Annotated in this window: 23 protein-coding genes and 1 other RNA gene; 17 read left to right on the plus strand and 7 right to left on the minus strand. The window is 31.8% G+C overall.

Translation table 11 applies throughout. The features are described 5' to 3' along the window. Positions 1 to 44: 44 nt before the first annotated feature. The 6 genes from JBL43_RS13690 (at position 45) to JBL43_RS13715 (ending at position 6,275) form a co-directional block, all read left to right on the plus strand. On the plus strand, positions 45 to 605 hold the full coding sequence (locus JBL43_RS13690; protein ID WP_198841977.1) for a LemA family protein: 561 nt from the start codon (positions 45 to 47) through the stop codon (positions 603 to 605). 60 nt (positions 606 to 665) lie between these two features. Continuing rightward, the gene (locus JBL43_RS13695) at positions 666 to 2,429 is read left to right on the plus strand and encodes a DUF2207 domain-containing protein (protein ID WP_198841978.1); all 1,764 of its coding nucleotides are present in this window, start codon (positions 666 to 668) and stop codon (positions 2,427 to 2,429) included. 111 nt (positions 2,430 to 2,540) lie between these two features. Then, complete coding sequence (locus JBL43_RS13700) at positions 2,541 to 4,112, plus strand: M28 family metallopeptidase (protein WP_198841979.1); 1,572 nt, start codon at positions 2,541 to 2,543, stop codon at positions 4,110 to 4,112. A gap of 77 nt (positions 4,113 to 4,189) precedes the next feature. Next, a complete protein-coding gene (locus JBL43_RS13705; RefSeq protein ID WP_198841980.1) occupies positions 4,190 to 4,663 on the plus strand; it encodes a hypothetical protein in 474 nt (157 codons plus the stop codon). Between the two features lie 12 nt (positions 4,664 to 4,675). Then, the gene (locus tag JBL43_RS13710; protein ID WP_198841981.1) at positions 4,676 to 5,137 is read left to right on the plus strand and encodes a DUF1569 domain-containing protein; all 462 of its coding nucleotides are present in this window, start codon (positions 4,676 to 4,678) and stop codon (positions 5,135 to 5,137) included. A gap of 1 nt (position 5,138) precedes the next feature. Next, entirely contained in the window at positions 5,139 to 6,275 is a 1,137-nt protein-coding gene (locus tag JBL43_RS13715; protein WP_198841982.1) for a lactonase family protein, read from the plus strand. An 80-nt stretch (positions 6,276 to 6,355) separates the two neighbouring features. Here the strand turns inward: JBL43_RS13715 and fsa are convergent, their stop codons facing one another. From fsa to ffs, 3 genes are all read right to left on the minus strand, one after another. Next, entirely contained in the window at positions 6,356 to 7,009 is a 654-nt protein-coding gene (gene fsa, locus JBL43_RS13720; RefSeq protein ID WP_117884030.1) for a fructose-6-phosphate aldolase, read from the minus strand. Positions 7,010 to 7,203: 194 nt separating this feature from the next. Next, the gene (locus JBL43_RS13725) at positions 7,204 to 8,007 is read right to left on the minus strand and encodes an SDR family oxidoreductase (RefSeq protein ID WP_198841983.1); all 804 of its coding nucleotides are present in this window, start codon (positions 8,005 to 8,007) and stop codon (positions 7,204 to 7,206) included. A gap of 101 nt (positions 8,008 to 8,108) precedes the next feature. Further along, positions 8,109 to 8,207: signal recognition particle sRNA small type (ffs, locus tag JBL43_RS13730), an RNA gene on the minus strand. A gap of 134 nt (positions 8,208 to 8,341) precedes the next feature. On the opposite strand from ffs, the gene JBL43_RS13735 reads away from it, so the two are divergent. The 6 genes from JBL43_RS13735 (at position 8,342) to JBL43_RS13760 (ending at position 15,813) form a co-directional block, all read left to right on the plus strand. After that, positions 8,342 to 8,905, plus strand: a complete 564-nt coding sequence (locus JBL43_RS13735) for a DUF4199 domain-containing protein (RefSeq protein WP_198841984.1) — start codon at positions 8,342 to 8,344, stop codon at positions 8,903 to 8,905. 8 nt (positions 8,906 to 8,913) lie between these two features. Continuing rightward, positions 8,914 to 9,855: a glycosyltransferase family 2 protein gene (locus tag JBL43_RS13740; RefSeq protein WP_198841985.1), complete on the plus strand. Its 942-nt coding sequence runs from the start codon at positions 8,914 to 8,916 to the stop codon at positions 9,853 to 9,855. A 128-nt stretch (positions 9,856 to 9,983) separates the two neighbouring features. Then, the gene (locus tag JBL43_RS13745; RefSeq protein ID WP_198841986.1) at positions 9,984 to 11,705 is read left to right on the plus strand and encodes a phospho-sugar mutase; all 1,722 of its coding nucleotides are present in this window, start codon (positions 9,984 to 9,986) and stop codon (positions 11,703 to 11,705) included. After that, positions 11,705 to 13,531: an ABC transporter ATP-binding protein gene (locus JBL43_RS13750; RefSeq protein ID WP_198841987.1), complete on the plus strand. Its 1,827-nt coding sequence runs from the start codon at positions 11,705 to 11,707 to the stop codon at positions 13,529 to 13,531. Before JBL43_RS13745 ends, JBL43_RS13750 begins: the two co-directional genes overlap by 1 nt. Positions 13,532 to 13,596: 65 nt before the next feature. After that, on the plus strand, positions 13,597 to 14,229 hold the full coding sequence (locus tag JBL43_RS13755; protein WP_198841988.1) for an NAD(P)H-dependent oxidoreductase: 633 nt from the start codon (positions 13,597 to 13,599) through the stop codon (positions 14,227 to 14,229). 132 nt (positions 14,230 to 14,361) lie between these two features. Beyond that, positions 14,362 to 15,813, plus strand: coding sequence for an aminoacyl-histidine dipeptidase (locus JBL43_RS13760; protein ID WP_198841989.1), 1,452 nt, complete (start codon positions 14,362 to 14,364; stop codon positions 15,811 to 15,813). Positions 15,814 to 15,883: 70 nt separating this feature from the next. Here JBL43_RS13760 and JBL43_RS13765 read toward each other — a convergent pair whose 3' ends face one another. From JBL43_RS13765 to JBL43_RS13780, 4 genes are all read right to left on the minus strand, one after another. Next, complete coding sequence (locus JBL43_RS13765; RefSeq protein ID WP_198841990.1) at positions 15,884 to 18,715, minus strand: alpha/beta hydrolase family protein; 2,832 nt, start codon at positions 18,713 to 18,715, stop codon at positions 15,884 to 15,886. Between the two features lie 229 nt (positions 18,716 to 18,944). Further along, a complete protein-coding gene (locus JBL43_RS13770; RefSeq protein WP_198841991.1) occupies positions 18,945 to 19,370 on the minus strand; it encodes a GNAT family N-acetyltransferase in 426 nt (141 codons plus the stop codon). Between the two features lie 176 nt (positions 19,371 to 19,546). Next, positions 19,547 to 20,992, minus strand: a complete 1,446-nt coding sequence (locus JBL43_RS13775) for a glyceraldehyde-3-phosphate dehydrogenase (RefSeq protein ID WP_198841992.1) — start codon at positions 20,990 to 20,992, stop codon at positions 19,547 to 19,549. Between the two features lie 154 nt (positions 20,993 to 21,146). Beyond that, positions 21,147 to 22,586, minus strand: a complete 1,440-nt coding sequence (locus tag JBL43_RS13780) for a S1C family serine protease (RefSeq protein ID WP_198841993.1) — start codon at positions 22,584 to 22,586, stop codon at positions 21,147 to 21,149. A 167-nt stretch (positions 22,587 to 22,753) separates the two neighbouring features. On the opposite strand from JBL43_RS13780, the gene dapF reads away from it, so the two are divergent. The 5 genes from dapF to JBL43_RS13805 all read left to right on the plus strand — a co-directional run bounded on the left by dapF (position 22,754) and on the right by JBL43_RS13805 (position 26,951). Beyond that, positions 22,754 to 23,536: a diaminopimelate epimerase gene (gene dapF, locus JBL43_RS13785; protein WP_198841994.1), complete on the plus strand. Its 783-nt coding sequence runs from the start codon at positions 22,754 to 22,756 to the stop codon at positions 23,534 to 23,536. A gap of 7 nt (positions 23,537 to 23,543) precedes the next feature. Further along, positions 23,544 to 24,068, plus strand: a complete 525-nt coding sequence (locus tag JBL43_RS13790) for a GNAT family N-acetyltransferase (RefSeq protein ID WP_198841995.1) — start codon at positions 23,544 to 23,546, stop codon at positions 24,066 to 24,068. 69 nt (positions 24,069 to 24,137) lie between these two features. Next, positions 24,138 to 25,172 carry an endolytic transglycosylase MltG gene (mltG, locus tag JBL43_RS13795; RefSeq protein ID WP_198841996.1) on the plus strand — a complete coding sequence of 345 codons (1,035 nt, stop codon included), beginning with the start codon at positions 24,138 to 24,140 and terminating at the stop codon, positions 25,170 to 25,172. A 39-nt stretch (positions 25,173 to 25,211) separates the two neighbouring features. After that, on the plus strand, positions 25,212 to 26,216 hold the full coding sequence (locus tag JBL43_RS13800) for a DUF2279 domain-containing protein (RefSeq protein WP_233098782.1): 1,005 nt from the start codon (positions 25,212 to 25,214) through the stop codon (positions 26,214 to 26,216). Positions 26,217 to 26,321: 105 nt separating this feature from the next. Next, complete coding sequence (locus tag JBL43_RS13805; RefSeq protein ID WP_198841997.1) at positions 26,322 to 26,951, plus strand: peptidoglycan-binding protein LysM; 630 nt, start codon at positions 26,322 to 26,324, stop codon at positions 26,949 to 26,951. Positions 26,952 to 26,962 lie beyond the last annotated feature (11 nt).

Below are 26,962 nucleotides of genomic sequence, written 5' to 3' on the forward strand. Positions count from 1 at the left end.
ATTAAATTAGACTCCTATTATATTAACAACCTAATCTATATATTATGGTACCATTTATTGTTATCGGCGGAATTATCGTTCTAATTGCCCTTTTCCTTATTTCTGTTTTCAACAAATTTGTCAAAAATAAAAATGTCGTTAAAGATGCTTGGAGTAATATTGATGTTGCTTTAAAACGTCGTTATGACCTAATACCCAACTTAGTAGAAACGGTAAAAGGATATGCTAAACATGAAAAATCTACTTTAGAAGCTGTAATTAGTGCTAGAAATGCTGCTATGGAAGTACCTACAGGTGATATTAATGCTAAAATAAAAGCTGAAAACCAGTTGCAACAAACCTTACGTAGTATTTTTGCTTTAAGCGAGGCCTATCCTGATTTAAAAGCCAATACCAATTATTTAGATTTACAAGAAAAACTAAATACTATAGAAGAAAATCTAGAACGTAGTCGTAGATACTATAACGGTACAGTAAGAGAGAATAATACCTACGGAGAAAGTTTTCCTGGTGTTCTTGTAGCCGGAATGTTCAACTATCAACATTTTGACTATTTTGAAGCCGATGAAGTAAGTAGAGAAAATGTTAAAGTAGATTTTTCTTAAAAGACTTTGTATACACACATTTAAAACAAAATTAATTGTGAACTATATCAGTTTTTAGCTATGATAAAAACACTTACTTTATTTCTTTTATTTTTCACCTCTGCCATTGGTTTTTCTCAAGATTTTACGGTTGATAGCTGTTCGGTAGATATTTACATCAATCAAAAAGGATATTTTGATGTTGTAGAAAATTACAATCTAAATTTTGAAGCTCAAAAACATGGTATTTTCCGTACAATTATTACCGAATATGACCTATTAACTTACGATCAAAAGAAAGAAAAAAGAAAAATTAGAATCAGTGCTATTGAAGTACCTAATTACAATTTTGAAAAACCATTTGATTTTGAACAACGTTTAAGTAAATCATTAGAAATTAAAATCGGCGATAAAGATAAATTCGTAATTGGTCCTCAAAAATACCAAATAAAATATCGTGTTCACAATGCCTTTCTTTTTGAAGAAAATCAAATACGTTTTTATTGGAATATAAAACCTGACGGTTGGGCTGCCTCTTTTCAGAACATAAACTTTAAAATACATATACCCAAAGGTATTACCGTAAACGCTGATAGTTATTACGTTTATTCTGGATATACTGGCACTACTGAAAAAAGTGATGAATTTGTTTTATCCTATGAAAATAATATTATTTCAGGTACCAGTAAAGATGGTTTTCAATCAAATCCTGGAGAAAGTGTAACTATTTTATTAAATCTTCCTGAAAATTCTATTGCAGAAATAAAACCGTTATGGCCTTTTTGGACTAATTACGGTTGGTCTTTTATTATACTGGGGCTGATAGCGGGGTTTTATTCTGTTTGGAAAAAATATGGTAAAGATGATGATGTAGTCAGTACTACTAGTTATTATCCTCCTGATAACATTGACCCACCAATGGCTGGCTATTTAATTAACGATAGAAACGACACTTCTGATATTATATCACTGCTACCCTATTGGGGTGCCAAAGGTTTTTTGAAAATTGAAGAAATTCCTAAAGGTGGACTATTTAGTAAGGCAGATACAAAACTAATTAAGTTAAAACCATTACCCAGCTCTGCTTCTCCATATGAACACGAAATATTTGATGGATTATTTGGTGGTTCTTTGCAATTAAGTAGTAAAGGAAAGGCGAAAAGCTTTTTAAACGACATATTTGGAGTAGAATCAATTAAGCTAAATCCTAATGAAATATTAGTCAGTAGTTTAAAAGAAACTTTTTATACCACAATGGCCAGTGCCGGAAGCATGTTAAAAGAAAACGCTCAACTTTATTATGAGGCTGAATCAAAAAAAATAAGAACTATTACCTATATCCTTTTGTTTCTAGGAGGGATCGTTTTGGGAATAGTAGGTTTACTATTCTGGGGACCAATAGCCGCAATTTGTATTGTAATTACTTGTATAATTCTTATTTTATTTAACACCTATATGATTAAAAAAAATAAAAAAGGAAACAAAGTCTTTTCTGAATTAAAAGGGTTTAAGCAATTTATAAAAATTGCAGAAGAAAACAAATTGAAAATGTTATTAAACGATGATCCAGGTTATTTTGAAACCACTATGGCTTATGCTTTAGCATTTGGTATGTTTAAAAAATGGGCAAATAAATTTGATGACTTAAATATGGAACCACCAAGCTGGTATAGTTCAGCAACCGGTAACTACATATCAATGAATAGTTTTTCAAAATCGTTTTCAAATGTTATGTCAAACACATCTTCTACTATGGTCAGTTCTCCTTCAAGTAATAGCGGTGGATCTTCTGGTGGCGGATCATCAGGTGGTGGATTTGGCGGCGGCGGTGGCGGAAGCTGGTAATAACAATATCTTAGATAAAATTGATATCATTTTTTTTTCGTAATATCGTAAACTGAAATTTTAAACTAAATTTCTATCAATCAACGATAATTATTAACTCAATTTATTTTTATGAAAAAACTTTTATCCCTATTAGCAATAGCTGCTGTACTTATAAGCTGTAATAGTACAAAAAAAGCTACCACAGCTGTACCTGCAAAACCAACTTTGACAGTTGAAGATTATGCTAAATCAATTACAGCTGAAGAACTTAAAGAAGCATTATATGTATACGCATCGGACGAATTTGAAGGTAGAGATACAGGAGAACCTGGTCAGAAAAAAGCTATAGAGTTTATTAAAAAACACTATGTTGCTTTAAATATACCTTCTGCATTACCAGACAATGATTACTTTCAAGAAGTACCGCTTGAACGCACAAGCTCACCTGAGGTTGCAGTAAACGTTAACGGTAAAGATTATAAATCTGTAGATGATTTTGTGACATTTTCGGGTAGTAATGGAACAATTAATACCGAAGAAATAGTATATGTAGGTTACGGTATTGATGATGAAAAATACTCCGACTATAAGAATATAGATGTTTCAGGTAAAGTTGTTTTGTTTAAAAATGGGGAACCAAAAAATAAAGACGGTAAATATATTATTTCTGGAACTGAAGAAAGTACTGGAAAATGGTCTAATATGCGTCAAGAATTCAGTTCTAAGACAGATATCGCTAAAGAGAAAGGTGCGAAAGCCGCTTTCTATTACAACCCTGATGCTTATGCAAACATTGCAAAGCGTTTTGGTTCTGGAAGAACTAGAATGGATCTGAAAAGTACAGAAAAAAAGGAAGATGAAATAGTTTTTATGCTTGTTAATACTACTTTGGCAGAGGCTATAGTAAGTGATATTGCCACAAATTCAACATCTAAATCCGTAAAACTTCCTGCTGTTTTAACTTACAAATCTAATATTGAAGATTTTAATTCAGAAAACGTAGTCGCATATATTAAAGGATCTGAAAAACCTGACGAATATGTTATTATCTCTGCTCATTTAGACCATGTTGGTGTAAAAGATGGAAACGTTTATAACGGTGCTGACGATGACGGTTCTGGTACTGTAGCTATTTTAGAGATTGCAGAAGCTTTTAAAAAAGCAGCTGATAATGGACAAGGTCCAAAAAGGTCTGTTGTATTTCTTCACGTAACCGGAGAAGAAAAGGGATTATTAGGTTCTCGTTATTATGCCGATGTTGACCCTATATTTCCTCTTGAAAATACAGTTGTTGATTTAAATATAGATATGGTTGGTCGTAGTGACCCTAAAAGAACGGAAGGTGATCGCAATTATGTTTACCTCATTGGTAGTGATAAATTAAGTAGTGATTTACATACTATTTCAGAAGAAGTAAATAAAAAGTATACCAATGTAGAATTGGATTATACCTATAATGATGAAAATGATCCGAATAGATTTTACTATCGTTCTGATCATTATAATTTTGCCAAAAATAATATCCCTGTAATTTTTTATTTTAATGGAACCCATGATGATTATCATCAACATACAGATACTCCAGACAAAATAGAATATGATTTACTAGAAAACAGATCTCGTTTAGTTTTTCACACTGCTTGGGAATTAGCAAATCGTGATCAGCGTATTGTAGTTGATAAACCTACTGAGAAAAAATAATTTACATGCCGTATAAAAAACCTTGTACTATCAACAAGGTTTTTTTTATGCTTCAAATTAGCTTAAATTTGAATCTTATGAAAACAGCTACCATTACCGTACTGAAAAAAGAATTAAAATATAAGTCCAGTGATGAACTTTTAAATTTATGTTTAACATTATCTAAATTTAAAAAAGAGAACAAAGAACTACTCACCTATCTTTTATTTGAAGCTTCAGATGAAGAAGCATTTATACAGAGTGTAAAAGATGAAGTTTCAGAATTATTCAATCAAATAAATACTGCGAGCTATTTCTATATTAAGAAATCTGTTCGAAAAATTTTAAGGCTGATTAAAAAATATATCCGCTATTCAAAAAAGAAAGAAACAGAAGTAGAATTATTAATCTATTTCTGCACTGAACTAAAAGAAATGCATCCTCCCATGGAGAGAAACACAAGTTTATTAAATATTTTTGATAGGCAGGTAATTCTCATAAAAAAGGCAATAGCTACATTACATGAAGACTTGCAATATGATTATAATTTAGAACTTGAAGAAGTTATTTAGAAAAGAGAACCCATGTCAATACTTCAATTTGAATTGTCAGAATTAGAAAAAGCACTTATACATTCTGATAAACACGCCTCTAGTGTGTCTTCAAGTAACATCGCTTGGCATATTGATCATTCCTTAAAAGTAATTCATAAGGTGAGTACGGTTTTAATAGATTCTGATCCTTCTAAATATAAATGGAAGTTTAACAAATGGAGATTTATAATCTTTATAAAAGGTTCTTTCCCTAGAGGTAAAGTAAAAGCACCAAAACATGTTCGCCCTCCTGAAATTATTAAACTAGAAGATATAAAATTACAACTAAAAGAGGTTCAGAAAAACTTAACTGATATAGAAAAACTACCTTCTAAAAGCCATTTTGATCATCCTATTTTCGGACAATTGCATTTAAAAAAAACCATTCGATTTCTAGAATTACATACCACACATCATATAAAAATAATAAACGATATACTTAAAGCAATTTAATATGAAATACCTTAGTCTTATGCTGATTATTACTACTATTATCAGTTGTAAAAATGATTCACAAAAAGATACTAAACCGTCAACCGAAAACGAAAAAAAAATCTCCTTTTTTGTTGGAACCTATACAGACAGTCTAAGTGAAGGAATATATTCGTATTCCCTTTCGAATAGTGGTAACATAAAAAAAATAAAGCTGGCAGCAAAAACGGTAAATCCATCATTTTTAACGAAATCTGCAGATGGTAAATACTTGTTAGCCGTAAATGAAATTAATTCTGTGGATAGTATGGGCACTTTGGAGTCTTATAAAATTACAGGTGATAGTTTAGCGTTTATGAGTAGACAATCTTCAGGTGGAGCACACCCCTGTTTTGTAGGTGTAAATAAGAATGGTTATGTTTTAACGGCCAACTATTCAAGTGGAAACTTAGGTCTGTTTAAATTAAACAAAGAGGGTAATTTATCTGACTTGTTAGATAAAAAACAACATTATACGAATCATCATGTAGAAAGAGGACAATGGGAACCTCATGCACATTCTGCCTATTTTATGAATGATTCGCTAATAGTATCTGCAGATTTGGGAACAAATGATCTTTGGTTTTACACGTTAGATACAGTAGAAAATAAATTAAAAGGAACCATAAAAGAAACATTAAGAATAGGTGTAGATCCTAAACCAGGACCGAGACATATTGCATTTCAACCACAAAAAGATTGGATGTATGTTATTAACGAATTAAATAGTACAATTTCTCTAATAAAAAAAGATAAAGACGAAAAGTACATGGTACAATCTTCCGTTTCTACCTTGCCTGAAGGTTACACAGAAAAAAGTTTCTGTGCTGATATTCATATATCTAACGATGGTAAATTTTTATATGCTTCGAATCGTGGACATAATAGTATCGCAATTTTTGAAATTAATCAAGAATATGGTGAGTTAACAGCTATTGGATATGAGTCTGTAAAAGGTGATTGGCCTAGAAATTTTACTCTTTCTCCGAATAATGATTTTTTATTAGTGGCTAATCAACGTTCAGAAAACATAGTGTCATTTAAACGAGACAAAGTAACGGGCTTACTAACATTTGTTGAAGAAATTAATGTGCCTTCACCCGTTTGTATTCTGTTTTAATTTCCTTTTGGTGATTATAAAATAAAAAATCCCGCCAATTGGCGGGATTTTTATTACGCATTAAATTTCTAAATATTTATTTAGTTACCTTTTTTATAATCTGCTAAGAATGTGGCTAAACCAATGTCAGTCAGCGGATGATTTAACAATCCGTCTATTGCACTAATTGGACCCGTCATAACATCTGCACCTATTTTAGCACAATCAATAACATGCATGGTATGTCTTATAGAAGCTGCTAAGATCTGAGTATCAAAACCATAGTTATCATAGATTAATCTTATTTCTTGAATTAGACCTAATCCATCCGTTGAAATATCATCTAAACGACCAATAAATGGAGATACATAAGTAGCTCCTGCTTTTGCTGCTAATAAAGCTTGTCCAGCTGAAAACACCAATGTACAATTCGTTTTTATTCCTTTATCAGAAAAATACTTTATCGCCTTTATACCTTCTCGTATCATTGGTATTTTTACCACAATTTGAGAATGTAGTTTTGCCAATGCTTCGCCTTCTCTCACCATTCCTTCAAAATCTGTAGAAATAACTTCAGCACTTACATCTCCTTCTACAATTTCACAAATAGCTTTGTAATGGTTTATGATATTATTGTACCCTGTGATTCCTTCTTTAGCCATTAATGTCGGATTGGTAGTAACACCATCTAAAACACCTAATTCTTGGGCTTCTTTAATTTGATCTAAGTTTGCCGTATCTATAAAAAACTTCATGCTTTATCCTTCGTTAAGTTTAATTAAGCAAAAATAAATCTGTGATAAATTTTGCTTATTAAGATAACGTTTAACTTAATAACATATTACTGAAAGCATAAATTATTCAAGATATTAAACATAAGTACGTCAAATAATAATTAAAACCAAAATGAAATAGAGTATCTTAGATTTCTTTAAAAGAATACTAAAAGCTATAATTTATAATGATTCATTAGTAATTTTTCATACCAAGAATCTGGTAATATACGTTTTAAAACTATTGAAAACTTCTCCATAAATCCACCAACTTTGTAATGAATTTTTGGTTGTTTTTGCTGTATGATCTTATAAACAGAATGAGCCATCACTTCAGGATCTAGCCCACCATCAACATGTTGATCCATTAATGCTAAGTTTTCCGCGTACTTTTCTTTATATGCTGACGTATCAAAAACAGGAGTATGATATCTACCTGCCGCAATGTTTGTAGCAAAATCACCTGGAGCCACATTTGTAATATGTATTCCAAATTCTTTAACCTCCATACGTGTAGCTTCAGTAATGACCTCCAAGGCACCTTTACTTGCTGAGTAAATTCCCCTAAAAGGCAAGCCCATATAACCAGCTATTGAAGTAATATTAATAATTAACCCTGATTTTTGTTGACGCATTTGAGGTAAAACTGCCTTCATCACATCAATGGGTCCAAACAGGTTGGTATTAAAAACAGCACGCATCTCATCAGTAGGCGTATCTTCTATAGGCCCAGTAATACCCATACCTGCATTATTGATTAATATATCTAAATGGCCTTCATTTTTTACAATTGTAGCCACTGCTTTTTCAATAGTAACCACTTCAAGTACATTTAAAGCAAGCATTTTCACTCCATTTATAGCAGGCTCTTTAGGGTTACGACTCGTACCATAAACAACCATACCTTTTTGATGTAAATATTCGGCTATACTTTTACCAATTCCTGATGAAGCACCAGTAATTAAAACAACTTTTGACATGCTATTTGTTTAAAGTGTAAATGTAAGAAATTATTAAATGAAGTTATTTTGGATATTTTTTTTTCTGAAGCTATTTAACTTACTAAATAAATTAAATAAAAAATGGGTAAGCGACCTACATCACACCGCTACGACCTAATACCTTTGCTGCATTCCTGCCCTGGAGGATTCAAAGGGAGCTGGTTGTGTAGGACTTACCCACGGCAAAAATACAATCAATTTCGTTCTCTGCAAGTTTTTTTTGCAATATTTTAAAGATATAATTCACATAAAAATTAATTGTTTAATAGTTAAATACTTATATTTGCTCTGACTAACCTAATATAAAATTAATATGAATTCTAGCATAAAAAAAATAGGCGTAAACTTTGGTCTAATACTAGCTCTTTTACTTTCTTTACCCACGTTACTTGCTTATGCCGTTAGTGCAGATATATTAGTAAATTGGTGGACCTTAATCTTTGTGTTTTTTGCTGTAATCATATGTGGTTTATTGGTTATTGGCTATTCTAAGAAAGCTCAAGAAGGTTTTATTAGCTTTAAAGATGCATTTACTGCATTTTTTGTCATGCTGATTATTGCCATCTCTATATCTACGGTAATAAGTATTGTTATTTTCAATGTAGTTGATCCCGAATTTAAGAATGTGATCAAGCAAAAAAACATTGAATTGGTAGAAGGTCAGAGAGATTGGATAATGAGTAAAATGGTCAATTCAACTGAAGATGAAATTGACGATATGAATGCTCAATTTGATAAAAACTTGGAAGAAATGAATAGTAAGGACCAATATAGTGTTGGAAATCAAATACAAGGTTTATTCGTTTTCACCGTATTCTTTTCTGTTTTCGGATTACTATTAGCTGCAATTTTAAAGAAAAAAGAACCACTCAATTAGTTACATTTATGAACATTTCAGTAGTTATCCCACTACTTAACGAAGACGAGTCTTTAAACGAATTATATGATTGGATTGCAAAAGTTATGCAAGCCCATAAGTTTAGTTATGAAATTATCTTTATTGATGATGGAAGCACAGATAATTCTTGGCAAGTCATCGAGGATTTATCAAAAAAGGACTCCGCTGTCAAAGGAATTCGTTTTCAAAAAAACTATGGTAAATCTCAAGCTTTAAATGCCGGATTTAAAATAACAAAAGGCGATGTGGTTATTACCATGGATGCTGATTTGCAGGACAGCCCGGATGAAATTCCAGAACTTTACGAACTGATTACTAAAAAGAACTTAGATCTTGTTTCTGGTTGGAAAAAGAAACGCTACGATTCTAAAATTAGAAAAAACATACCTTCAAAACTGTTTAATGCAGCCGCAAGAAGAACATCAGGCTTAAAACTTCACGACTTTAATTGTGGACTAAAAGCTTATAAAAGTATCGTCATTAAAAGTGTTGATGTTTATGGTGAAATGCACCGTTACATTCCCGTTTTGGCAAAAAATGAAGGTTTCACGAAAATTGATGAAAAAGTAGTTCAACATCAAGCCAGAAAATATGGAACTACAAAATTCGGAATAGATAGATTCGTCAACGGATTTTTAGATTTAATTACCATTTGGTTTTTGTCCAAGTTTGCCAAACGACCAATGCACCTGTTTGGTTTATTGGGTAGTTTTATGTTTTTTATTGGATTCTGTTTTGCATTATATTTAGGTATTGACAAAATGTTTTTCAATACTTCAGGTAGATTACTTACAGAGCGACCTCAATTTTATGCTTCTATTGTAGCTATGATTATTGGTACACAACTATTCTTAGCAGGATTTTTAGGTGAGCTTATACTCCGTTCTAAAAGAAATGATGAACGTTATAAAATTAGTGAAGTCGTTTAATTTATTAAGCGGCAATAGATACTTTAAAAACTACTTGTGTAGTGTTTTTGTATTGTTACTTTTTGAATCTTATTTTTTACCCTTTAATTCTTTCAATTAATCCTTATATTTGTTTAAAATTAAACCTTATGAGCACTCAACAAATATTAGAAAAAGCTAAACAATGGCTAGTTGCACCTTTTGATGCCACTACTCAAGAAAAAGTACAGAAATTAATTGATAATAATGACAATAACTTAACTGAAAGTTTCTATAAAGATATGGAATTTGGTACCGGCGGAATGCGAGGTATCATGGGAGTAGGTACTAATCGTATCAATCAATATACGTTGGGTAGAGCTACACAGGGTTTGGCAAATTACTTACATCAAACTTTTCCTGACAAAGAACTTAAAGTTGCCATTGCTTTTGATTGTCGTCATAATAGTAAATCATTAGCAAAAATAGTAGCTGACGTACTTACAGCTAATAATATTAGAGCCTTATTGTTCGAGGACTTAAGAACAACTCCAGAACTTTCTTTTGCAGTTAGACATTTAGCTTGCGACGCAGGTATCGTTTTAACAGCTTCTCACAATCCTCCAGAATATAATGGCTATAAAGTATATTGGAACGATGGTGGACAAATTGTACCTCCACACGATAAAAAAATTATAGAAGAAGTAAACTCGGTAAATTTTGACAAAATTAATTTTAAAGCCAATGAGAATTTATTAAGTATCATTGGTAAAGAAGTTGATGACGCATTTAATAAAGCGTCTGTTGCTAATGGTACTTTTAACACTCCAAATAGAAATAAATTAAAAATTGTCTTTACTTCATTACATGGAACTTCTATAATGTCAGTTCCTAAAGTGTTGAAAATGGCTGGCTTTAAAGATGTACATATTGTAAAAGAACAAGAGAAACCAGATGGTGATTTCCCTACTGTTGCTTCTCCAAATCCAGAAGAACCAGCTGCCTTAAAAATGGCAACTGATTTAGCCGAAAAAATTGGTGCCGATATTGTAATAGGTACCGACCCTGATTCTGATAGATTAGGTATTGCTGTTAGAAATTTAGAAAATAAATTAGTATTACTTAATGGTAACCAAACCATGGCGGTAATGACTGACTATTTAATTAAACAATGGCATGAAGATGGAAGACTAAACGGAAACCAATTTGTTGCAACTACCATCGTATCTACGAATTTGATCGAAAAAATTGCTCAAAGTTATAATGTGGTTACTAAAGTTTGTTTAACAGGATTTAAATGGATTGCAGATCTAATAAGAGAAGCAGAAGGTGAACAAGAATTTATTGGTGGCGGTGAAGAAAGTTTTGGATATATGGTAGGCGATTTTATTCGTGATAAGGATGCCGTAACTGCTACGCTACTCGCCTGTGAAATTGCTGCTAATGCAAAAAACAACAATTCAACGATCTATAAAGAATTGTTGAACTTGTATTCTAAACATGGGTATTACAAAGAGTATTTAATCTCATTAACAAAAAAGGGAATGGATGGGGCTCAACAAATAAGCCAAATGATGGTGGATATGAGAAATAGCCCTTTGAAAAATATAGATGGATCACCAGTTGAATTTTTATTTGATTATGAATCTTCCATTTGTACAAATTTATTGACTGGAGAAAAGACAGCTATAGATTTACCAAAATCAAATGTCTTAATTTACCAAACAAAAGATGGTACTAAAGTAGCGGCAAGGCCTAGTGGAACTGAACCTAAAATTAAATTCTATTTTAGTGTTAATCTTCCTTTAGAAAAAACTGAAGATGCAACTATTGTTGATAAATTACTCACTCAGAAAATTGATCGAATCATCAAAGAGATGCAATTAAATTAATGGAGTATTTTAAAAAGATTTTACGCTTTGCTTATCCTTATAAATTATATGGCATATTAAACATTATTTTTAATGTTTTATATGCCTTATTTAGTGGCTTATCTTTTATGGTATTAATGCCACTATTGAAAGTTATATTTAATCCTGAACTTAATCAAGTTACTGAAAAGCCAGTGTATGAAGGCATTGCTTCTTTATCTGATTTTTTTAACAATTATGTAAGCTACCAAATTACATCAATTGCTGGTGACGATAAGTCTAAGGCATTGTTAGTAGTTATTGTATTGATAATGATTGTGTTTTTCTTAAAAAACATATTCAATTATTTAGCCATGTATTACATTACATTTTTACGTAATGGCGTTTTAAAAGATTTAAGAAATGAACTTTATAAAAAAACCGTAGAATTACCTCTTTCCTACTTTTCTGAAAAGAGAAAAGGTGATATTATGGCAAGAATAGGTACCGATGTTTTAGAAATACAACATTCTTTTCTTTCTATTTTAGAGTTACTTTTTAGAGAGCCGTTGACCATTATTTTTACAATAATTTTTATGTTAACACTAAGCCCTCAGCTTACATTATTCGTTTTTATATTTATCCCACTTTCAGGTTTTTTAATTTCTTTAGTTGGAAAAAATTTAAAACGAAAATCGGATAGAGTACAAAAAGAACAGGGATACTTTTTATCTTTAATTGAAGAAACATTAAGTGGGCTTCGTATTATTAAAGGTTTTAACGCTGAAGGCATCTTTAACAAAAAATTCAACGAATCAACTAGTAGATTCAATAAATTTTCTAATAGTTTATTAAATAGAACCAATTTGGCCAGCCCTACTAGTGAATTTTTGGGTATCGGAGTTATTGCTGTCCTTTTATGGTATGGTGGTACTTTAGTGTTAGTTGATAAATCTTTAAGTAGTGAAGCTTTTTTAACTTTTATGGGCTTGGCATATAACATTCTAACTCCTGCAAAAGCAATTTCTAAAGCTAGCTATAGTATAAAAAAAGGGAATGCTGCCGCAGAACGCGTATTAGAAATAATTGAAACCGAAAATCCTTTAAAAGATAAAGAAAATGCTATTGTAATTGATGGCTTTTATGATGAAGTTAAGTTTGATCATATATCCTTTAAATATGATGAGGAATTTGTTTTAAAAGATTTTTCGCTGACAATTCCTAAAGGAAAAACCGTAGCTTTAGTTGGACAATCGGGCAGCGGAAAATCGACCTTAGCGAATTTAATTACTCGCTTTTATGATGTGAATTCTGGAAGTATCACTATAGACGGATTGGACATTAAAGAGTTAACCATAAAATCTTTGCGTGCTCAATTGGGTATTGTTACCCAAGACGCCATTCTATTTAATGATTCTATAAAAAACAACCTCCTTTTAGGTGATGAAAATGCTACTGATGAACAAATTATAGAAGCTTTAAAAATTGCCAATGCATGGGAATTCGTAAGTGAATTACCAAAGGGAATAGACACTAATATTGGTGATTCAGGTGGTAAACTCTCAGGCGGACAAAAACAACGTTTAAGTATTGCAAGAGCCGTTCTTAAAAACCCTCCAATTATGGTGTTAGACGAAGCTACCTCTGCATTAGATACTGAATCAGAAAGATTAGTACAAGTTGCGTTGGAAAATATGATGAAAAATAGAACGTCATTGGTTATTGCACATCGCTTATCAACGATTCAAAAAGCAGATACCATTGTAGTACTTCAAAAAGGTGTTATTATGGAGCAAGGTAAACACTCAGAATTAATGGCAAATAACGGTATCTATAGAAAACTAGTTGAAATGCAGTCACTAGGATAATTAAATTATGTTCAAAGTAACTTTTGATCCCAAATTTAGAATCCTAATCCTTAAAATCTGAAACATTGAACAATACAATTGATAGCCTAAAATGGCGTTATGCCTGCAAAAAATTTGATGAAACAAAAATAGTGTCTGAAGACAAAATTGATATTTTATCAGAAGCCTTTAATCTTACAGCAACCTCTTTCGGCCTGCAACCCATAAAAATGCTTATTGTAAAGAATAAGGAATTGCAAAAGCAACTGATGTCGCATTCTTTTAATCAACAACAACTGTTTACGGCATCACATGTATTGGTTCTATGTATTCAAGACTATTTCACTTTAGAAGATATTGACAACTATTTTGATCTTGAAAAGGAAATAAGGGGCACTTCAGAAGATATTATAAAAAAATATAGAAAACAATTAAAAGGTATATTTTCAAATAAATCTACCATCGAAAAACAAGAGTCTGCAATTAATCAAGCCTATATTGCCTTGGGTAATTTAATGACCGTTTGTGCTATAGAAAAAATAGATGCCTGCCCAATGGAAGGCTTTAATGCTCAGAAATTTGATGAAGTTTTAGATTTAAAAGAAGACGGCTTAAAATCAGTTTTAGTTTTACCTGTGGGTTACAGAGCCGATGACGATTTTATGAGTACTCTAAAAAAAGTAAGAAAACCTGTTGAAAATACAGTCATAAGAAAATAATTATTAAATCTAATAGTATTCAAAGAACGGTGAAATTAGTTCATCTTTAACCACCGTATTAGATTTAAAACTGGTTCTTCATTAACAAGTTAAAAATTAAATTGATTAATAAACGATTAAACAAGATAGAAAATGAACAATGAAATAAGAAACCTAGAACCCAAAGCTATTTGGAACAATTTTGCTGATTTGAATGCTGTACCTAGAGCGTCTAAAAAGGAAGAACGTGTTATTCAGTTTATGGTAAATTTTGGTAAAAAATTAGGTTTAACCACTAAGGTAGATAATGTCGGTAATGTTATCATCACTAAACCTGCAACAGCAGGTATGGAAAATAAAAAGACCGTGGTTTTGCAGTCCCATTTAGATATGGTACATCAAAAAAATAATGAAACCAATTTTGATTTCTCAAAACAAGGAATTCAAATGATTGTTGATGGTGACTGGGTTAAGGCTAAAGGCACTACATTAGGTGCAGACAATGGACTAGGAGTGGCTACCATAATGAGCATCTTACAAAGTACAGACATACCGCACCCAGCTCTTGAAGCTTTATTTACTATTGATGAAGAAACGGGAATGACAGGTGCTATGGGCCTAGAAGGAGGATGGTTAAATGGTGAAATACTTTTAAACCTAGATACTGAAGATGATGATGAAATTGGTGTTGGTTGTGCCGGAGGTATTGACATTACCGCTTCAAAAGCATATAAACCAGTTAGAACTTCTGATAATGTTACCGCTTTTAAAATAACCGTGAATGGATTACAAGGTGGACATTCAGGTATGGATATTCATAAAGGTTTTGGTAATGCTAATAAACTAATGAATCGCATTCTCTTTGATCTAAAAAAGGTAATGTCTATTTCAGAGATTGACGGAGGTGGTTTACGAAATGCTATTCCAAGAGAAAGTAATGCCATTGTTGTAACAAATAATTTAGATGACTTTACCGCTCAGTTTACTATAATTTCTAAAGCGATAATTGCAGAATACAAATCGATTGAAGAAGATATAGAAATAACTTGTAATGGCTGTGACAAACCCGTAAATGCCCTTTCAAAACAAGATCAAAATACGTTATTGAAAGTTATATATGCGATTCATAATGGAGTATTTAGAATGAGTCCTGATATTAAAGATTTAGTAGAGACTTCTAATAATGTTGCTCGTGTCTTGGTTAAAGATGGTCAAATTAAAATACTTTGTCTTACACGTAGCTCTGTAGATTCTGGTAAGGACAATTTAGTAAACACCATTTCATCTGTATTTGAATTGGCTCACTATTCTGTAAGAACCTCAGGTACTTATCCTGGCTGGAAACCAAATCCTGATTCTAACATTCTAAAAGTGTTAGAAAAAACCTATCAAGATTTATTCAATGAAAAGCCTCACGTTATGGCCTGCCATGCAGGTTTAGAATGTGGTATCTTAGGACAAAATTATCCTAAAATGGATATGATTTCTTTTGGTCCAACTATAAAAGGAGCACACTCTCCTGATGAAAGAGCAAGTATTAGTTCTACACAGAAATTTTGGAAATATGTCTTGGAGATTTTAAAAGAGATTCCAGAAAAGGATTAAAACCAAAGAATACCATTAAACTCAATATACGTTTAATGGTATTCCTTTTTATTGTACTAAATATTGACTATTACTTGTCCTCTAACTCGTAGCCAAAATCTTTTCCTTTTCCAACTTGAGATACCCCTTCTGTCATCCACTTTGGTGCTGGTACCCCTTTTAAATAATGGTCAAAAAACTGCATCATTCTTATGGATAAATCTTGTCTGTTTTTTTGTTTTCTTAAATTATGTGCTTCGTTATTATAAACCAATAACCAAGCTGGTTTATTTAGCCTACGCATACCCATAAACATTTCAATACCTTGATAGTAAGGTACCGCTCCATCAGCATCATTATGCATCATCAACAATGGCGTTTCAATCTTTGGAATACCAAATACAGGCGAATTTTCGATATACAAATCAAAACCTTCCCAAAGCGTCTTACCAATTCTACTTTGTGTTTTTTCGTATTGAAAGGCTCGGCTTAAACCACTTTGCCAGCGAATTCCTCCATAGGCAGAAGTCATGTTACTTACCGGTGCACCTGCCATTGCCGCTTTAAATTTATTTGTTACAGTCACTAAATACGCTACTTGATAACCACCCCAACTTTGGCCTTGGATAGCCATATTATCACTATCAATATAGCCTAATTTCTCAACCGCATCAACACCTGAAACAATGCAATTATAAGCACTTTGACCGGGCTTACCATCTGTATAAACAATATCTGGTACGAAAACTACGTAATCATTACTCACCAAATAACTCATATTTACAGTTGAAGCACTTGGTCTTGGAGTATGATAACTATTTAAACTATTACTTCGTTTTTCATAGAAATAACTAATTAATGGATATTTCTTAGTGGCATCAAAATTATCAGGTTTGTATATAATTCCATCCAATTTTGTACCGTCGTATGCCGTCCAACTAAATTTCTCAGAAGTACCCCATAAAAAGTCTTTTTGCTGTGGATTAGCATCAGTAATTTGTCTCGATCTTTTTCCATCAAAATATTGTAAATCCGGAAATACTTTAAAATTCTCTTTAGTATATAATAGAACATCTGCTCCTTTTGCTTTTCTAAATCCACCTAAAACCATTTTATCTGCACTTAATAATTCTTTTGCACGATAACTTGTAGCATTCAGTCCAGCAATTGTATTTGTTTTATTTGTTTTGTCAAAAACATCAACTAATAACTGCTTCTTAAAATAAGAGGCATTATTTCTATTTTCAATATCCAAACGTAATGTTCTGTATTCAAGATTCTTTTTTCTTCCATCTTTGGTTATATTTACTGGTGACTTAACACTCTTTACATCAACTTTCCAAATATCAAATTGATCATTTAATAAAGCAAACCCTTCTTTATCAAAACCACCAAAACCATAAGATCCGGCTGTGGCTGGATGATCATCTTCAACATCGTAAAAAGGAACACCAATATTTTGAGTTAAATTTATTTTCTTGTTGTTTGTTAAATCTAATGCCCACCAATGTTGACTCTCCCCTTCAAAATAAATAGCATAATTACCATCTGGTGCTAAATAAGGACGAGCAGAACTACCTTCCATGGCCAATTCTTTCACACCCGTTTCTGTATTTATAATATAATAATCTGATAACCAAGGATACTCCCAAGAACGTTCCACATCATAGGGACTAGAAGAGTTTCCTAATATATATTTTTGCTCTTTATCAGTATCAAAAAGTACATTATTAATTGATTCGTCTTGCAATTGCACTACTTTATCATTACTCAAATTAATGTATGATAAATAGGCTTTATCCTTTAAAGAAGCTAATTTCGATTTTTGCTCAGGCTGTATTAACTTATCTTTATAATTCCAAACATCAACTTCTGGAATTTCTTCTTTTAACAACGTTGTGTCAATATCATAATTGACTATTGGTTTAGAATAAAAATATAACCGTTTTGAATGTTCAGAAAAATAAGGATTTTGAGCACCACTCAACTCCCAATCTGTACGTAAATTCTTTCCTAACGTATCTGTAACTTGTTTTAAACTATTCTTCGTAAGATAGAATAATTCATATTTTAAGGAATCTTTGCCAATAGAATCTTTAGCTGATAAAAAAGCTAAATAATCACCTCTTTTATCAATAGCTAATCTATCATATGCATACCTACCTGTATCAATAACTTTCTCATTTCCATTAGAAAAATCATATTGAAAAACACCAATATCTCCTTTCTTTTTTATTTTAGTTTTTGTAAAATATAAGGCGAGTGCGTCTTCTGCTAATTTTAAAGATTTGATATAAAAAATAGTATCGGACGTTTTACTAATGAGATTATAAACCAAGGCGTAATCAGCTTCGAGTGCAGGGTTTTTAGTTTTTATACTATCTTTTTTCTTGTCCTTAACACCCTTCGATTCTTTAGATTTCGTTTGAGTTGTATCTTTTGGTGGTTTTAAGTTTTTGATTTTTTCAACAACTAGCCAATCATTATATTTTTCGGGAACATCAAAACTTTTAACTCTTAAAATACTATCTATAATTTTGTTAGCGGCCACATCAAAAATCAAGAGCTTACTTTTAGATTGTTTATCTTTTTTTACCTCCTTTTTTTTCTCTGCTCTAATAGTTTGATAATCTGATTTTTGAAGGAAAAATACAAATTTATTATCGTTAGAAATCTTAGCTCCACTTCCATTGTGAAATGTATTAGATTTACCTGTTTTTACATTGTAAATTTTCAAATAGCCATCTCCTCTGGTTGTTGCAGTCCCTACAGAAGTAACTACTAATTTACCATTGTCAGAAACTTGGGGACTTTCTATTTTTTTCCATAAATCGTAATCATCGTGCGTAAGACTCCTTTTTTGCTGAGCGTAACTCAATGAAAAACTTAGTACTATTAAAAATAAGGTGATTTTTTTTAACATAATTATAAGGGGTTAATTGAACCATAAATATACAATTATATATAAAAACGAATAATTAGTAGGGCTGAAATATTAAAAAAAGGAATTTGACTTCTTCTATCCCTATAAATTTAAAGGATACAAAAGGAATATGACAATAAAATAGAATTGAAAAGCCTTTTATCATTTAAGTAAATAAGGCTATTGCACTTCTACCCCTCACTTTAAAAGGTAATCAATAAAAACCTACTTACATTTTTAAAATGTAAAGCCCACTATGTTTCTGTTTAAAATCAAGGCTTTTATAAAGGCTTATGGCTGCTTGTCGTTTCTCATTACTAAAAAGTAAAATCTCCGACAGTCCTTTTTTCTTACCTTCCTCCAATAACGTATTCATTAATTTTCTCCCCAAACCTTTACCTCTATAATTATGATCAACCACCACATCTTCAACCCAACCTTTATAACCGGAAATTACAGTGTAGTTACACATTAAAGCCATACCCGCCAATTTTTCACCATCCATACAATAGGCAAAAACAATATCGTTCTTTGGGTTAAATAGAGTCGCTAAATCAATTTGATTAATTTCTGAATTTAATTCACCGAAAAGTGCTTTAACTTGTTTTGATAAATTTTCATTGACTTCAGAAGCTTTTAAAATGGAAACTTTCATGGTTATATTGTTTGTTTAATTAGAAAAAAATGTATTCTATTTTAAAGATATGTAAATTTTTGATAGACAGCACATTTTATGTTCAATATGCAATGAATTGATATATTGGAGACAACATATTCAAAAAATCATTATTTATTTTTTATTCTTCGGTTTTCCAACCTCAAACTACCTCCTTAATAATACGTAAAACGTCTCACTTTAGCAATATGTTTCGCCAATCTAATGACCTGATGGCTATAGCCATATTCGTTGTCATACCAAACATAAACAATTGCATTTTTACCATCATCAGTGACTATAGTGGCATTACTATCAAATATTGCAGGAGCGGAAGCACCAACAATATCAGAAGAAACCAATTCATTACTTAAAGAATATTGAATTTGCTCTACCAAATCGCCCTCTAAAGCATATTTTTTCATTACCAAATTAAGGCTTAATTTACTAGTTGAATTATCTAAACGCAAATTTAAAATAGCCAAAGATCCATTCGGAACGGGTACCCGAATGGCATTGGAAGATAGTTTTCCTTCCAAAGGTGGTAATGCTTTTGCAACCGCACTACCCGCACCCGTTTCTGTAATTACCATATTCAACGCTGCTGCTCTACCTCTCCGGTACTTTTTATGCATATTATCTACTAGATTCTGATCATTGGTATACGCATGAATAGTTTCTAAATGTCCACTTATAATCCCAAAACTATCCTCAATTACTTTTAAAATCGGAGTAATAGCATTGGTGGTACATGATGCCGCCGAAAAAATTGAGACTTTATCAGGATCATAATTAAAATGATTCACACCATGCACTATATTAGGGATCCCTTTTCCTGGAGCCGTAAGTAAAACCTTATCCGCTCCTTTACTTAATAAATGACGACTTAATGCTTCCTTATCGCGAAACGCTCCTGTATTGTCAATAATAAGTGCTTCATTTATACCATATCTGGTATAATCTATTTCTTCAGGATTACGAGCAGAGATCATAAACACCGTTGTACCATTAATGATTAAAGCACTATTTTCAACATCGGTCTTTACTGTTCCTGGAAAATTACCATGGACAGAATCATTTCTTAATAAAGAAGCTCTTTTTTCTAATATGGTTTCTGTAATTTCTCCTCGTGTTACAATGGCACGCAATCGCATTTGTTTGCCTTTGCCTGTTCTCACCATTAATTCTCGTGCTACTAATCTGCCAATTCTACCAAAACCATATAGTACAACATCTTTAGGCTCAATGGCATCCGTTTTTTCTGCTCCTTTTAATTTATCACTTACAAAATCAATCACATCCTCATCTTCTTCTGTGAGATGAAACTCATACGCTAGTTTACCAATATCTAATTTTGCAGGTGGTAAATCTACTTCCTGAATAGCTCTAGAGATTTCAACAGCATCAAAAATAGAAATGGGCTTTTGCACAAATTCACTAGCATATTCTATCAAGTTTAAAATTTCACTTACATTTCTATTAATTAATTGATTTCTAAAAAGTATCAATTCTATAGCATTGTCATACCAGAGATCACTAATAATTTTAATAAATTCAACCGTGGCTCTTCTTCTATCGGCCTGAAATGCTAATTCTGATTCGTAGGTTTGGTCTAATGCCATTGCTTATATAGTTTTATTCCCCTTCGATTTAAAGGAAAAGTATTTTAATACAAAAGTACTATTTCAAACGTTTTCGTAAAAGATTTAGTTTATTTTTCAATAAAAAAAAATCCCCCAATACAATTGGAGGATTTCTACTAAACCATTAATACTATTAGTTTCCTACAGCTATTCTATAATATTCTACGTAACCTTCATCATTTAACACTTGAACAATTACCTGTTCACCTTTATGCTGTCTTAAAATATCTTCGGCATCTTTTACTTCATAAATTTTGGTATCTGCAATGTTTAAAATGATATCTCCATCTTTAACACCATTCTTTCTCAAATTAGCACTTCGTACTTTTTCTAATTGCAGTCCGTAATTAATTCTAAACTTAGTCGCATCTTTTTTGGAAATTTTCTTTAAGCTACCTAGTAGATTTTTAGAAAAATCTAATTCATCTATAGTTTCTTTACCAAATTGATTTCCCAATTTCACTTCAAACTGTTTCTCTTCATCATCTCTTAAAACCGTAACATTAACTTTATTTCCAGGTCTTTTAGTGCTTAAGAACCCTTTCAAATCTGAAAATTGGTTAATTTTGATATTATCCATTTGAATAATGATATCATTCTTTTCAAGTCCAGCTTTAATTGCTCCTCCGCTCTCGGTTACACCGGCCACTAAAACACCCTGAGTCTGATTTATATTCAACTCTTTAGCCAATTCACCGTTTAATTCTGCAGATTGAATACCTAAATAAGCCGTACGTACATCTCCATACTCCATTAAGTCTTCTATTACTTTTTTAGCGATATTAGAAGGTACAGCAAAAGAATATCCTACATAAGAACCCGTTTGAGAGCTAATTGCTGTATTAATTCCTACCAATTCTCCTCTTACATTAACTAAAGCTCCTCCACTATTACCAGGATTTACTGCTGCATCCGTTTGTATAAAGGATTCGACCATTTTACCACCAGAAATATTAATATTTCTAGCTTTAGCACTAACAATACCCGCGGTAACCGTTGATGTTAAATTAAAAGGATTACCAACTGCCAATACCCATTCACCCACCTTAACATTATCTGAATTTGCAAAAGAAACAAATGGTAAATCATCGGCATCTATCTTTATTAAGGCAATGTCCGTACTTGGATCAGACCCTATAACTTCAGCTACGTATGATTTCTGATCATTCAATGTAATTTGCAATTCCTTTGCTCCATTAATTACATGGTTATTTGTAATTATATATCCATCAGGAGAAATGATTACACCTGACCCTGTACCAACAGTTGTTCTTCCTCCACCTCCTGCTCCTTCACCATAGAAAAACTCTGCTAAAGGATTTGACTTCGAAACAGAAGTGTTTTTTACATGCACCACTGCATGTACAGTACCTTCCGCCGCTTTTGTAAAATCTGTTGCTTCTGCAATATAACTTGAGCTCGGTATATTATAATTCGCTTGGACTATTTTCGGTTCATTTGAGGATTTATTACTATTTATATTTTCATTATTACCTAAAACAAATACATAGGCACCTAACGCAATAACTCCTCCTAATAGGGAAGCGAAAACTAAACTTACTATTTTTTTCATTTTCTAAAAATTTTATATTTTTAAATTATATTTCTAATTAACATTCAAAATTAACAACTTATTTTATGGTAAAAACCACTTTAACGATACTTTAACGCCGTTATTAACGGTACTTTAACAAAATACAAATCAATTGGGCAGATTAAAAAAATGTTTACATTTGCACCATGAGTCAAATTGAATTTTATAAATATCAAGGTACAGGAAACGATTTTGTTATGATTGATAATCGCCAACAACAGTTTCCCAAAAATGATACCAAATTAATAGCGAAGCTGTGCGACCGAAAATTTGGCATAGGAGCAGATGGTTTAATACTTCTGGAACTGTCAAAATTGCATGATTTCACTATGAAATATTATAATGCAGACGGAAATGAAGGTAGTATGTGCGGCAATGGAGGGCGATGTATAGTGGCTTTTTCGAAACAACTAAAAGTGATTGAAACCAATACAACTTTTGATGCCGTTGATGGCTTACATGAAGCTCATATAAAAGATGGTATAGTTAGTTTAAAAATGAAAGATGTAGCTGAAGTTGAACAATTTTCAGATTATTTGTTTTTAGATACAGGCTCTCCTCATCATATTGCTTTTGTAGATGGCGTTCAGGATTTTGATGTTTATAATACAGGGAAAAGTATTAGATATGGTGCTCCTTATTTTGAAAAAGGAACGAATGTAAACTTTGTGGAGCAACAAAATGAAAATACTTTTAAAATCCGCACCTATGAGCGTGGTGTAGAAGATGAAACCTTAAGTTGCGGTACGGGTGCAACTGCTGCAGCCATAGCTGCATTTCATTCAAAAAAAACAAGTAAAAAAAATGTTTTTTTAGAAACCCTAGGTGGAACATTGGAAGTTTCTTTTGGCCCAGATACTAATTCTTATAAAAATGTGTTTTTAAAAGGAAAAGCAACAATGGTATTTAAAGGTTTTTTTGAATTATAATAAGAAGATGCGAGCACTAACAGGAAACAACGTTCACTTAAGAGCTTTAGAACCAGAAGATCTAGAGTTTTTATACGAGATTGAAAATGATTCAACTTTTTGGGAAGTTAGTAGTACAGAAACTCCCTATTCTAAATATATTTTACAACAATATTTAGCAAATGCACACTTAGACATTTATGAGGCAAAACAACTTCGCTTGGTTATCGCTATTAATAAATCTGACGAACCTATCGGTTTAATTGATCTTTTCGATTTTAACCCACAACATAAACGTGCGGGAATTGGCATTTTACTATTAGAAAATGAACAACAAAAAGGATATGCCTCGGAAGCTTTAGAATTGTTGATTGATTATAGTTTTAAAAATCTAAACTTACATCAATTATTCGCCAACATCACCAAAGACAATAAAAAGAGTACAAAACTGTTTAAAAAATATCATTTTAAAGAAGTTGGTATTAAAAAAGAGTGGATTTTTATGGAAGGAGAATTCAAAGATGAAGTTCTGTATCAATTAGTGAACTCTTAAAGTACTTAGAAATAGATCCTAAAAAACACAATTAATTACAGACGAATTAGATTCTTTAAATACATCTTAATGAAGCTTAAAAAAATAATACTAGCCATAATTGCAATACTCCTTATTGGAGGAGGACTAATTGCTTATCAATTCTACGGAAAAATATACAGCACCAATGTAAAAGAGGATACCGCTATTTTTATCCCTACCAATGCTACTTTTGATGAAGTAAAAGAGGTTTTATCTCCTGTAGTGAGTAATATTGATAGTTTTGTTTGGGTAGCCAATCAAAAGAACTATCCTAATGTTATAAAATCAGGGAAATACCTTATTAAAAAAGGAATGAGTAATAACGCCTTAATTGACTTATTACGAAGCGGAAAACAAACACCTTTAACACTTACATTTAACAATCAAGATACTTTAGAAAAATTAGCGGGTAGAATAGCAGCTCAAATTGAACCGGACTCTCTTCAAATATTAACAGCTTTAACAGATTCGAAATTTTTAGCTGAGAATAATTTTACTAAAGCTACGGTATTAGGCCTTTTTATACCGAACTCTTACGAGTTTTATTGGAATACCTCTGTTGAAAATTTTAGAAATAAAATGTTGAAAGAATATGACCGATTTTGGAATACAGATAGAATTGCAAAGGCAAAAAAGCTAAATATGTCTAAGAATAATGTTATTACCTTGGCATCTATAGTTCAAAAGGAAACGGCTAAAGTAAGTGAACGTCCTACAGTTGCGGGACTTTATTTAAATCGCTATAGAGATGGTTGGGCATTACAGGCCGATCCAACTGTTATATTTGCATTGAAACAAAAACATGGTCAAGACTATGAGGTAAAGCGTGTATTAAATGCTGATCTATTAATAGATTCACCTTACAATACTTATAAGAATACGGGCCTACCTCCTGCTCCAATTGCGATGCCTGACATTTCTTCTATAGACGCGGTGCTAAATTCTGAAAATCATGAATATTATTATATGTGTGCGAGCATATCAAATATCGGGTCTCATGAATTTGCGAGAACACTATCACAGCATAACCTAAATGCTAAAAAATACCAACAATGGCTTAATAAGCAAGGTGTGAATAGATAATTGTTATTACTTTTACCGCTTAGATAAAAGTATTCTGTTTTGAATAAAATCAAAAGTTTATTGAATAAAATGAGTTCACGTGATATGTCTATGACGGATCGTACAAAAAACAAATCTTTTCAAGTAAACTCAATTAGAATTATTTTTGTCCCAATTTTCCTATTATTCTTTTGTTTTACATCCGTGGCTCAGTATAAGTCTACTTTTTGGACAAAATCAGATAGTCTTAATGTTAAGAGAAAAAATGCCGTTTATATAACAGAAGGATCATTAGCCAGTTTAGCTTTATTAGGTATTCATCAACTATGGTATGCTAATTATGATTCCTCTTCTTTTCATACCATTAATGATAGTAATGATTGGTTACAAATGGATAAAGCTGGACATACCATGAGTGCTTATTATGTAGGTAAAATGGGAATGAATGTTTTAGATTGGGCAGGTGAAAGTAAAAAGAATCAATTACTATACGGTGCAACCTTAGGTTTTGGCTTTTTAAGCGTAGTAGAAATCTTTGACGGATTTTCAAAAGAGTGGGGATTTTCACCATCAGATATTTTAGCAAATGCAACAGGTGCTGGTCTTTTAATAGGACAAGAATTATTATGGGATGAACAACGTATTTTAATGAAATACTCTTTTCACACTACGAAATACGCTAACCGACGACCAGAACTATTAGGTGAAAACTTTTTAGAACAAACCTTAAAGGATTACAATGGCCAAACATATTGGTTATCTGCAAATATCTGGTCATTTGCAAAAGAGAGTCGTTTTCCAAAATGGTTGAATATAGCTTTTGGTTATGGAGCGGATGGTATGATCTCTAGCAATACTGATTATTTTATTGATAATGCCATTATCAATCCACCACAACGACTCAGACAGTATTATTTAAGTTTAGATGTCGATTTATCTAAAATAAAAACACAATCAAAGTTCCTGAAAACACTCTTCTCAACGATAAACTTTATCAAATTACCAGCCCCAACACTCGAAATAAACTCTAATGGGCGTACCAAATTCCACATGCTGTATTTTTAAACTGTTGATTACTAATTAATTAAAAATTAGGTTTGTTTAAATAAATTGTTATATATTTGCCGACTGATTTGAAAAATGCGTTTAACCCCCTTTAATGCATCAACAATGAAAAAGAAAACTAGTAAACTATTAGTATTATTAGTATCCATTTTTACTATATACGGTTTTACCGATATGTATAAAATAGAAACTAAAACAGCAAAATACAATGTGCCTAGTGCAGATTATTTTGCTACCGTACCTCAACTTGCAGAACCTTTTGTTGATTTTGACTCTCCTAATATTGGTAAATCCTTTATTGGTTTTAAAGAAGCGTTGGCTTTTAAAGAATCACAAGGAAAGTATAACAGAATTAACACGTATGGATACTTAGGCAAGTACCAATTTGGTAAAGGAACCTTAAAACGGTTTAAAATCTACGATACTGCTGAATTTTTAAAAGACCCCCAATTGCAGGAAGAAGCCTTTTTAGCTTTATGTTCTGTAAACAAATGGATCTTAAAAAGAGATATCAAAAGGTTTGTAGGTAAAACTATTAATGGCGTTAAAATTACTGAATCTGGTATTTTAGCAGCCGCACACCTTGCCGGTGCTGGTAATGTAAAAACATATTTACGTAGCTATGGTCAAATAACTTTTGAAGATGCATACGGAAGTAGCATAAAATATTACATTAAGAAATTTGCTGGCTATGACACTTCGTTTATCGAAGCAAACAGACATCCTGTTTTATAAAAGACTGATTT

Origin of the sequence: Aureibaculum flavum (assembly GCF_016406085.1) — a bacterium.
Taxonomy (GTDB): domain Bacteria; phylum Bacteroidota; class Bacteroidia; order Flavobacteriales; family Flavobacteriaceae; genus Aureibaculum; species Aureibaculum flavum.

Excerpts from the sequence above, each read along its gene's own strand:
- JBL43_RS13690 (WP_198841977.1), top strand. The coding sequence starts at position 45 with ATGGTACCATTTATTGTTATCGGCGGAATTATCGTTCTAATTGCCCTT.
- JBL43_RS13695 (WP_198841978.1), top strand. The coding sequence starts at position 666 with ATGATAAAAACACTTACTTTATTTCTTTTATTTTTCACCTCTGCCATT.
- JBL43_RS13700 (WP_198841979.1), top strand. The coding sequence starts at position 2,541 with ATGAAAAAACTTTTATCCCTATTAGCAATAGCTGCTGTACTTATAAGC.
- JBL43_RS13705 (WP_198841980.1), top strand. The coding sequence starts at position 4,190 with ATGAAAACAGCTACCATTACCGTACTGAAAAAAGAATTAAAATATAAG.
- JBL43_RS13710 (WP_198841981.1), top strand. The coding sequence starts at position 4,676 with ATGTCAATACTTCAATTTGAATTGTCAGAATTAGAAAAAGCACTTATA.
- JBL43_RS13715 (WP_198841982.1), top strand. The coding sequence starts at position 5,139 with ATGAAATACCTTAGTCTTATGCTGATTATTACTACTATTATCAGTTGT.
- fsa (WP_117884030.1), bottom strand. The coding sequence starts at position 7,009 with ATGAAGTTTTTTATAGATACGGCAAACTTAGATCAAATTAAAGAAGCC.
- JBL43_RS13725 (WP_198841983.1), bottom strand. The coding sequence starts at position 8,007 with ATGTCAAAAGTTGTTTTAATTACTGGTGCTTCATCAGGAATTGGTAAA.
- JBL43_RS13735 (WP_198841984.1), top strand. The coding sequence starts at position 8,342 with ATGAATTCTAGCATAAAAAAAATAGGCGTAAACTTTGGTCTAATACTA.
- JBL43_RS13740 (WP_198841985.1), top strand. The coding sequence starts at position 8,914 with ATGAACATTTCAGTAGTTATCCCACTACTTAACGAAGACGAGTCTTTA.
- JBL43_RS13745 (WP_198841986.1), top strand. The coding sequence starts at position 9,984 with ATGAGCACTCAACAAATATTAGAAAAAGCTAAACAATGGCTAGTTGCA.
- JBL43_RS13750 (WP_198841987.1), top strand. The coding sequence starts at position 11,705 with ATGGAGTATTTTAAAAAGATTTTACGCTTTGCTTATCCTTATAAATTA.
- JBL43_RS13760 (WP_198841989.1), top strand. The coding sequence starts at position 14,362 with ATGAACAATGAAATAAGAAACCTAGAACCCAAAGCTATTTGGAACAAT.
- JBL43_RS13765 (WP_198841990.1), bottom strand. The coding sequence starts at position 18,715 with ATGTTAAAAAAAATCACCTTATTTTTAATAGTACTAAGTTTTTCATTG.
- JBL43_RS13770 (WP_198841991.1), bottom strand. The coding sequence starts at position 19,370 with ATGAAAGTTTCCATTTTAAAAGCTTCTGAAGTCAATGAAAATTTATCA.
- JBL43_RS13775 (WP_198841992.1), bottom strand. The coding sequence starts at position 20,992 with ATGGCATTAGACCAAACCTACGAATCAGAATTAGCATTTCAGGCCGAT.
- JBL43_RS13780 (WP_198841993.1), bottom strand. The coding sequence starts at position 22,586 with ATGAAAAAAATAGTAAGTTTAGTTTTCGCTTCCCTATTAGGAGGAGTT.
- dapF (WP_198841994.1), top strand. The coding sequence starts at position 22,754 with ATGAGTCAAATTGAATTTTATAAATATCAAGGTACAGGAAACGATTTT.
- JBL43_RS13790 (WP_198841995.1), top strand. The coding sequence starts at position 23,544 with ATGCGAGCACTAACAGGAAACAACGTTCACTTAAGAGCTTTAGAACCA.
- mltG (WP_198841996.1), top strand. The coding sequence starts at position 24,138 with ATGAAGCTTAAAAAAATAATACTAGCCATAATTGCAATACTCCTTATT.
- JBL43_RS13805 (WP_198841997.1), top strand. The coding sequence starts at position 26,322 with ATGAAAAAGAAAACTAGTAAACTATTAGTATTATTAGTATCCATTTTT.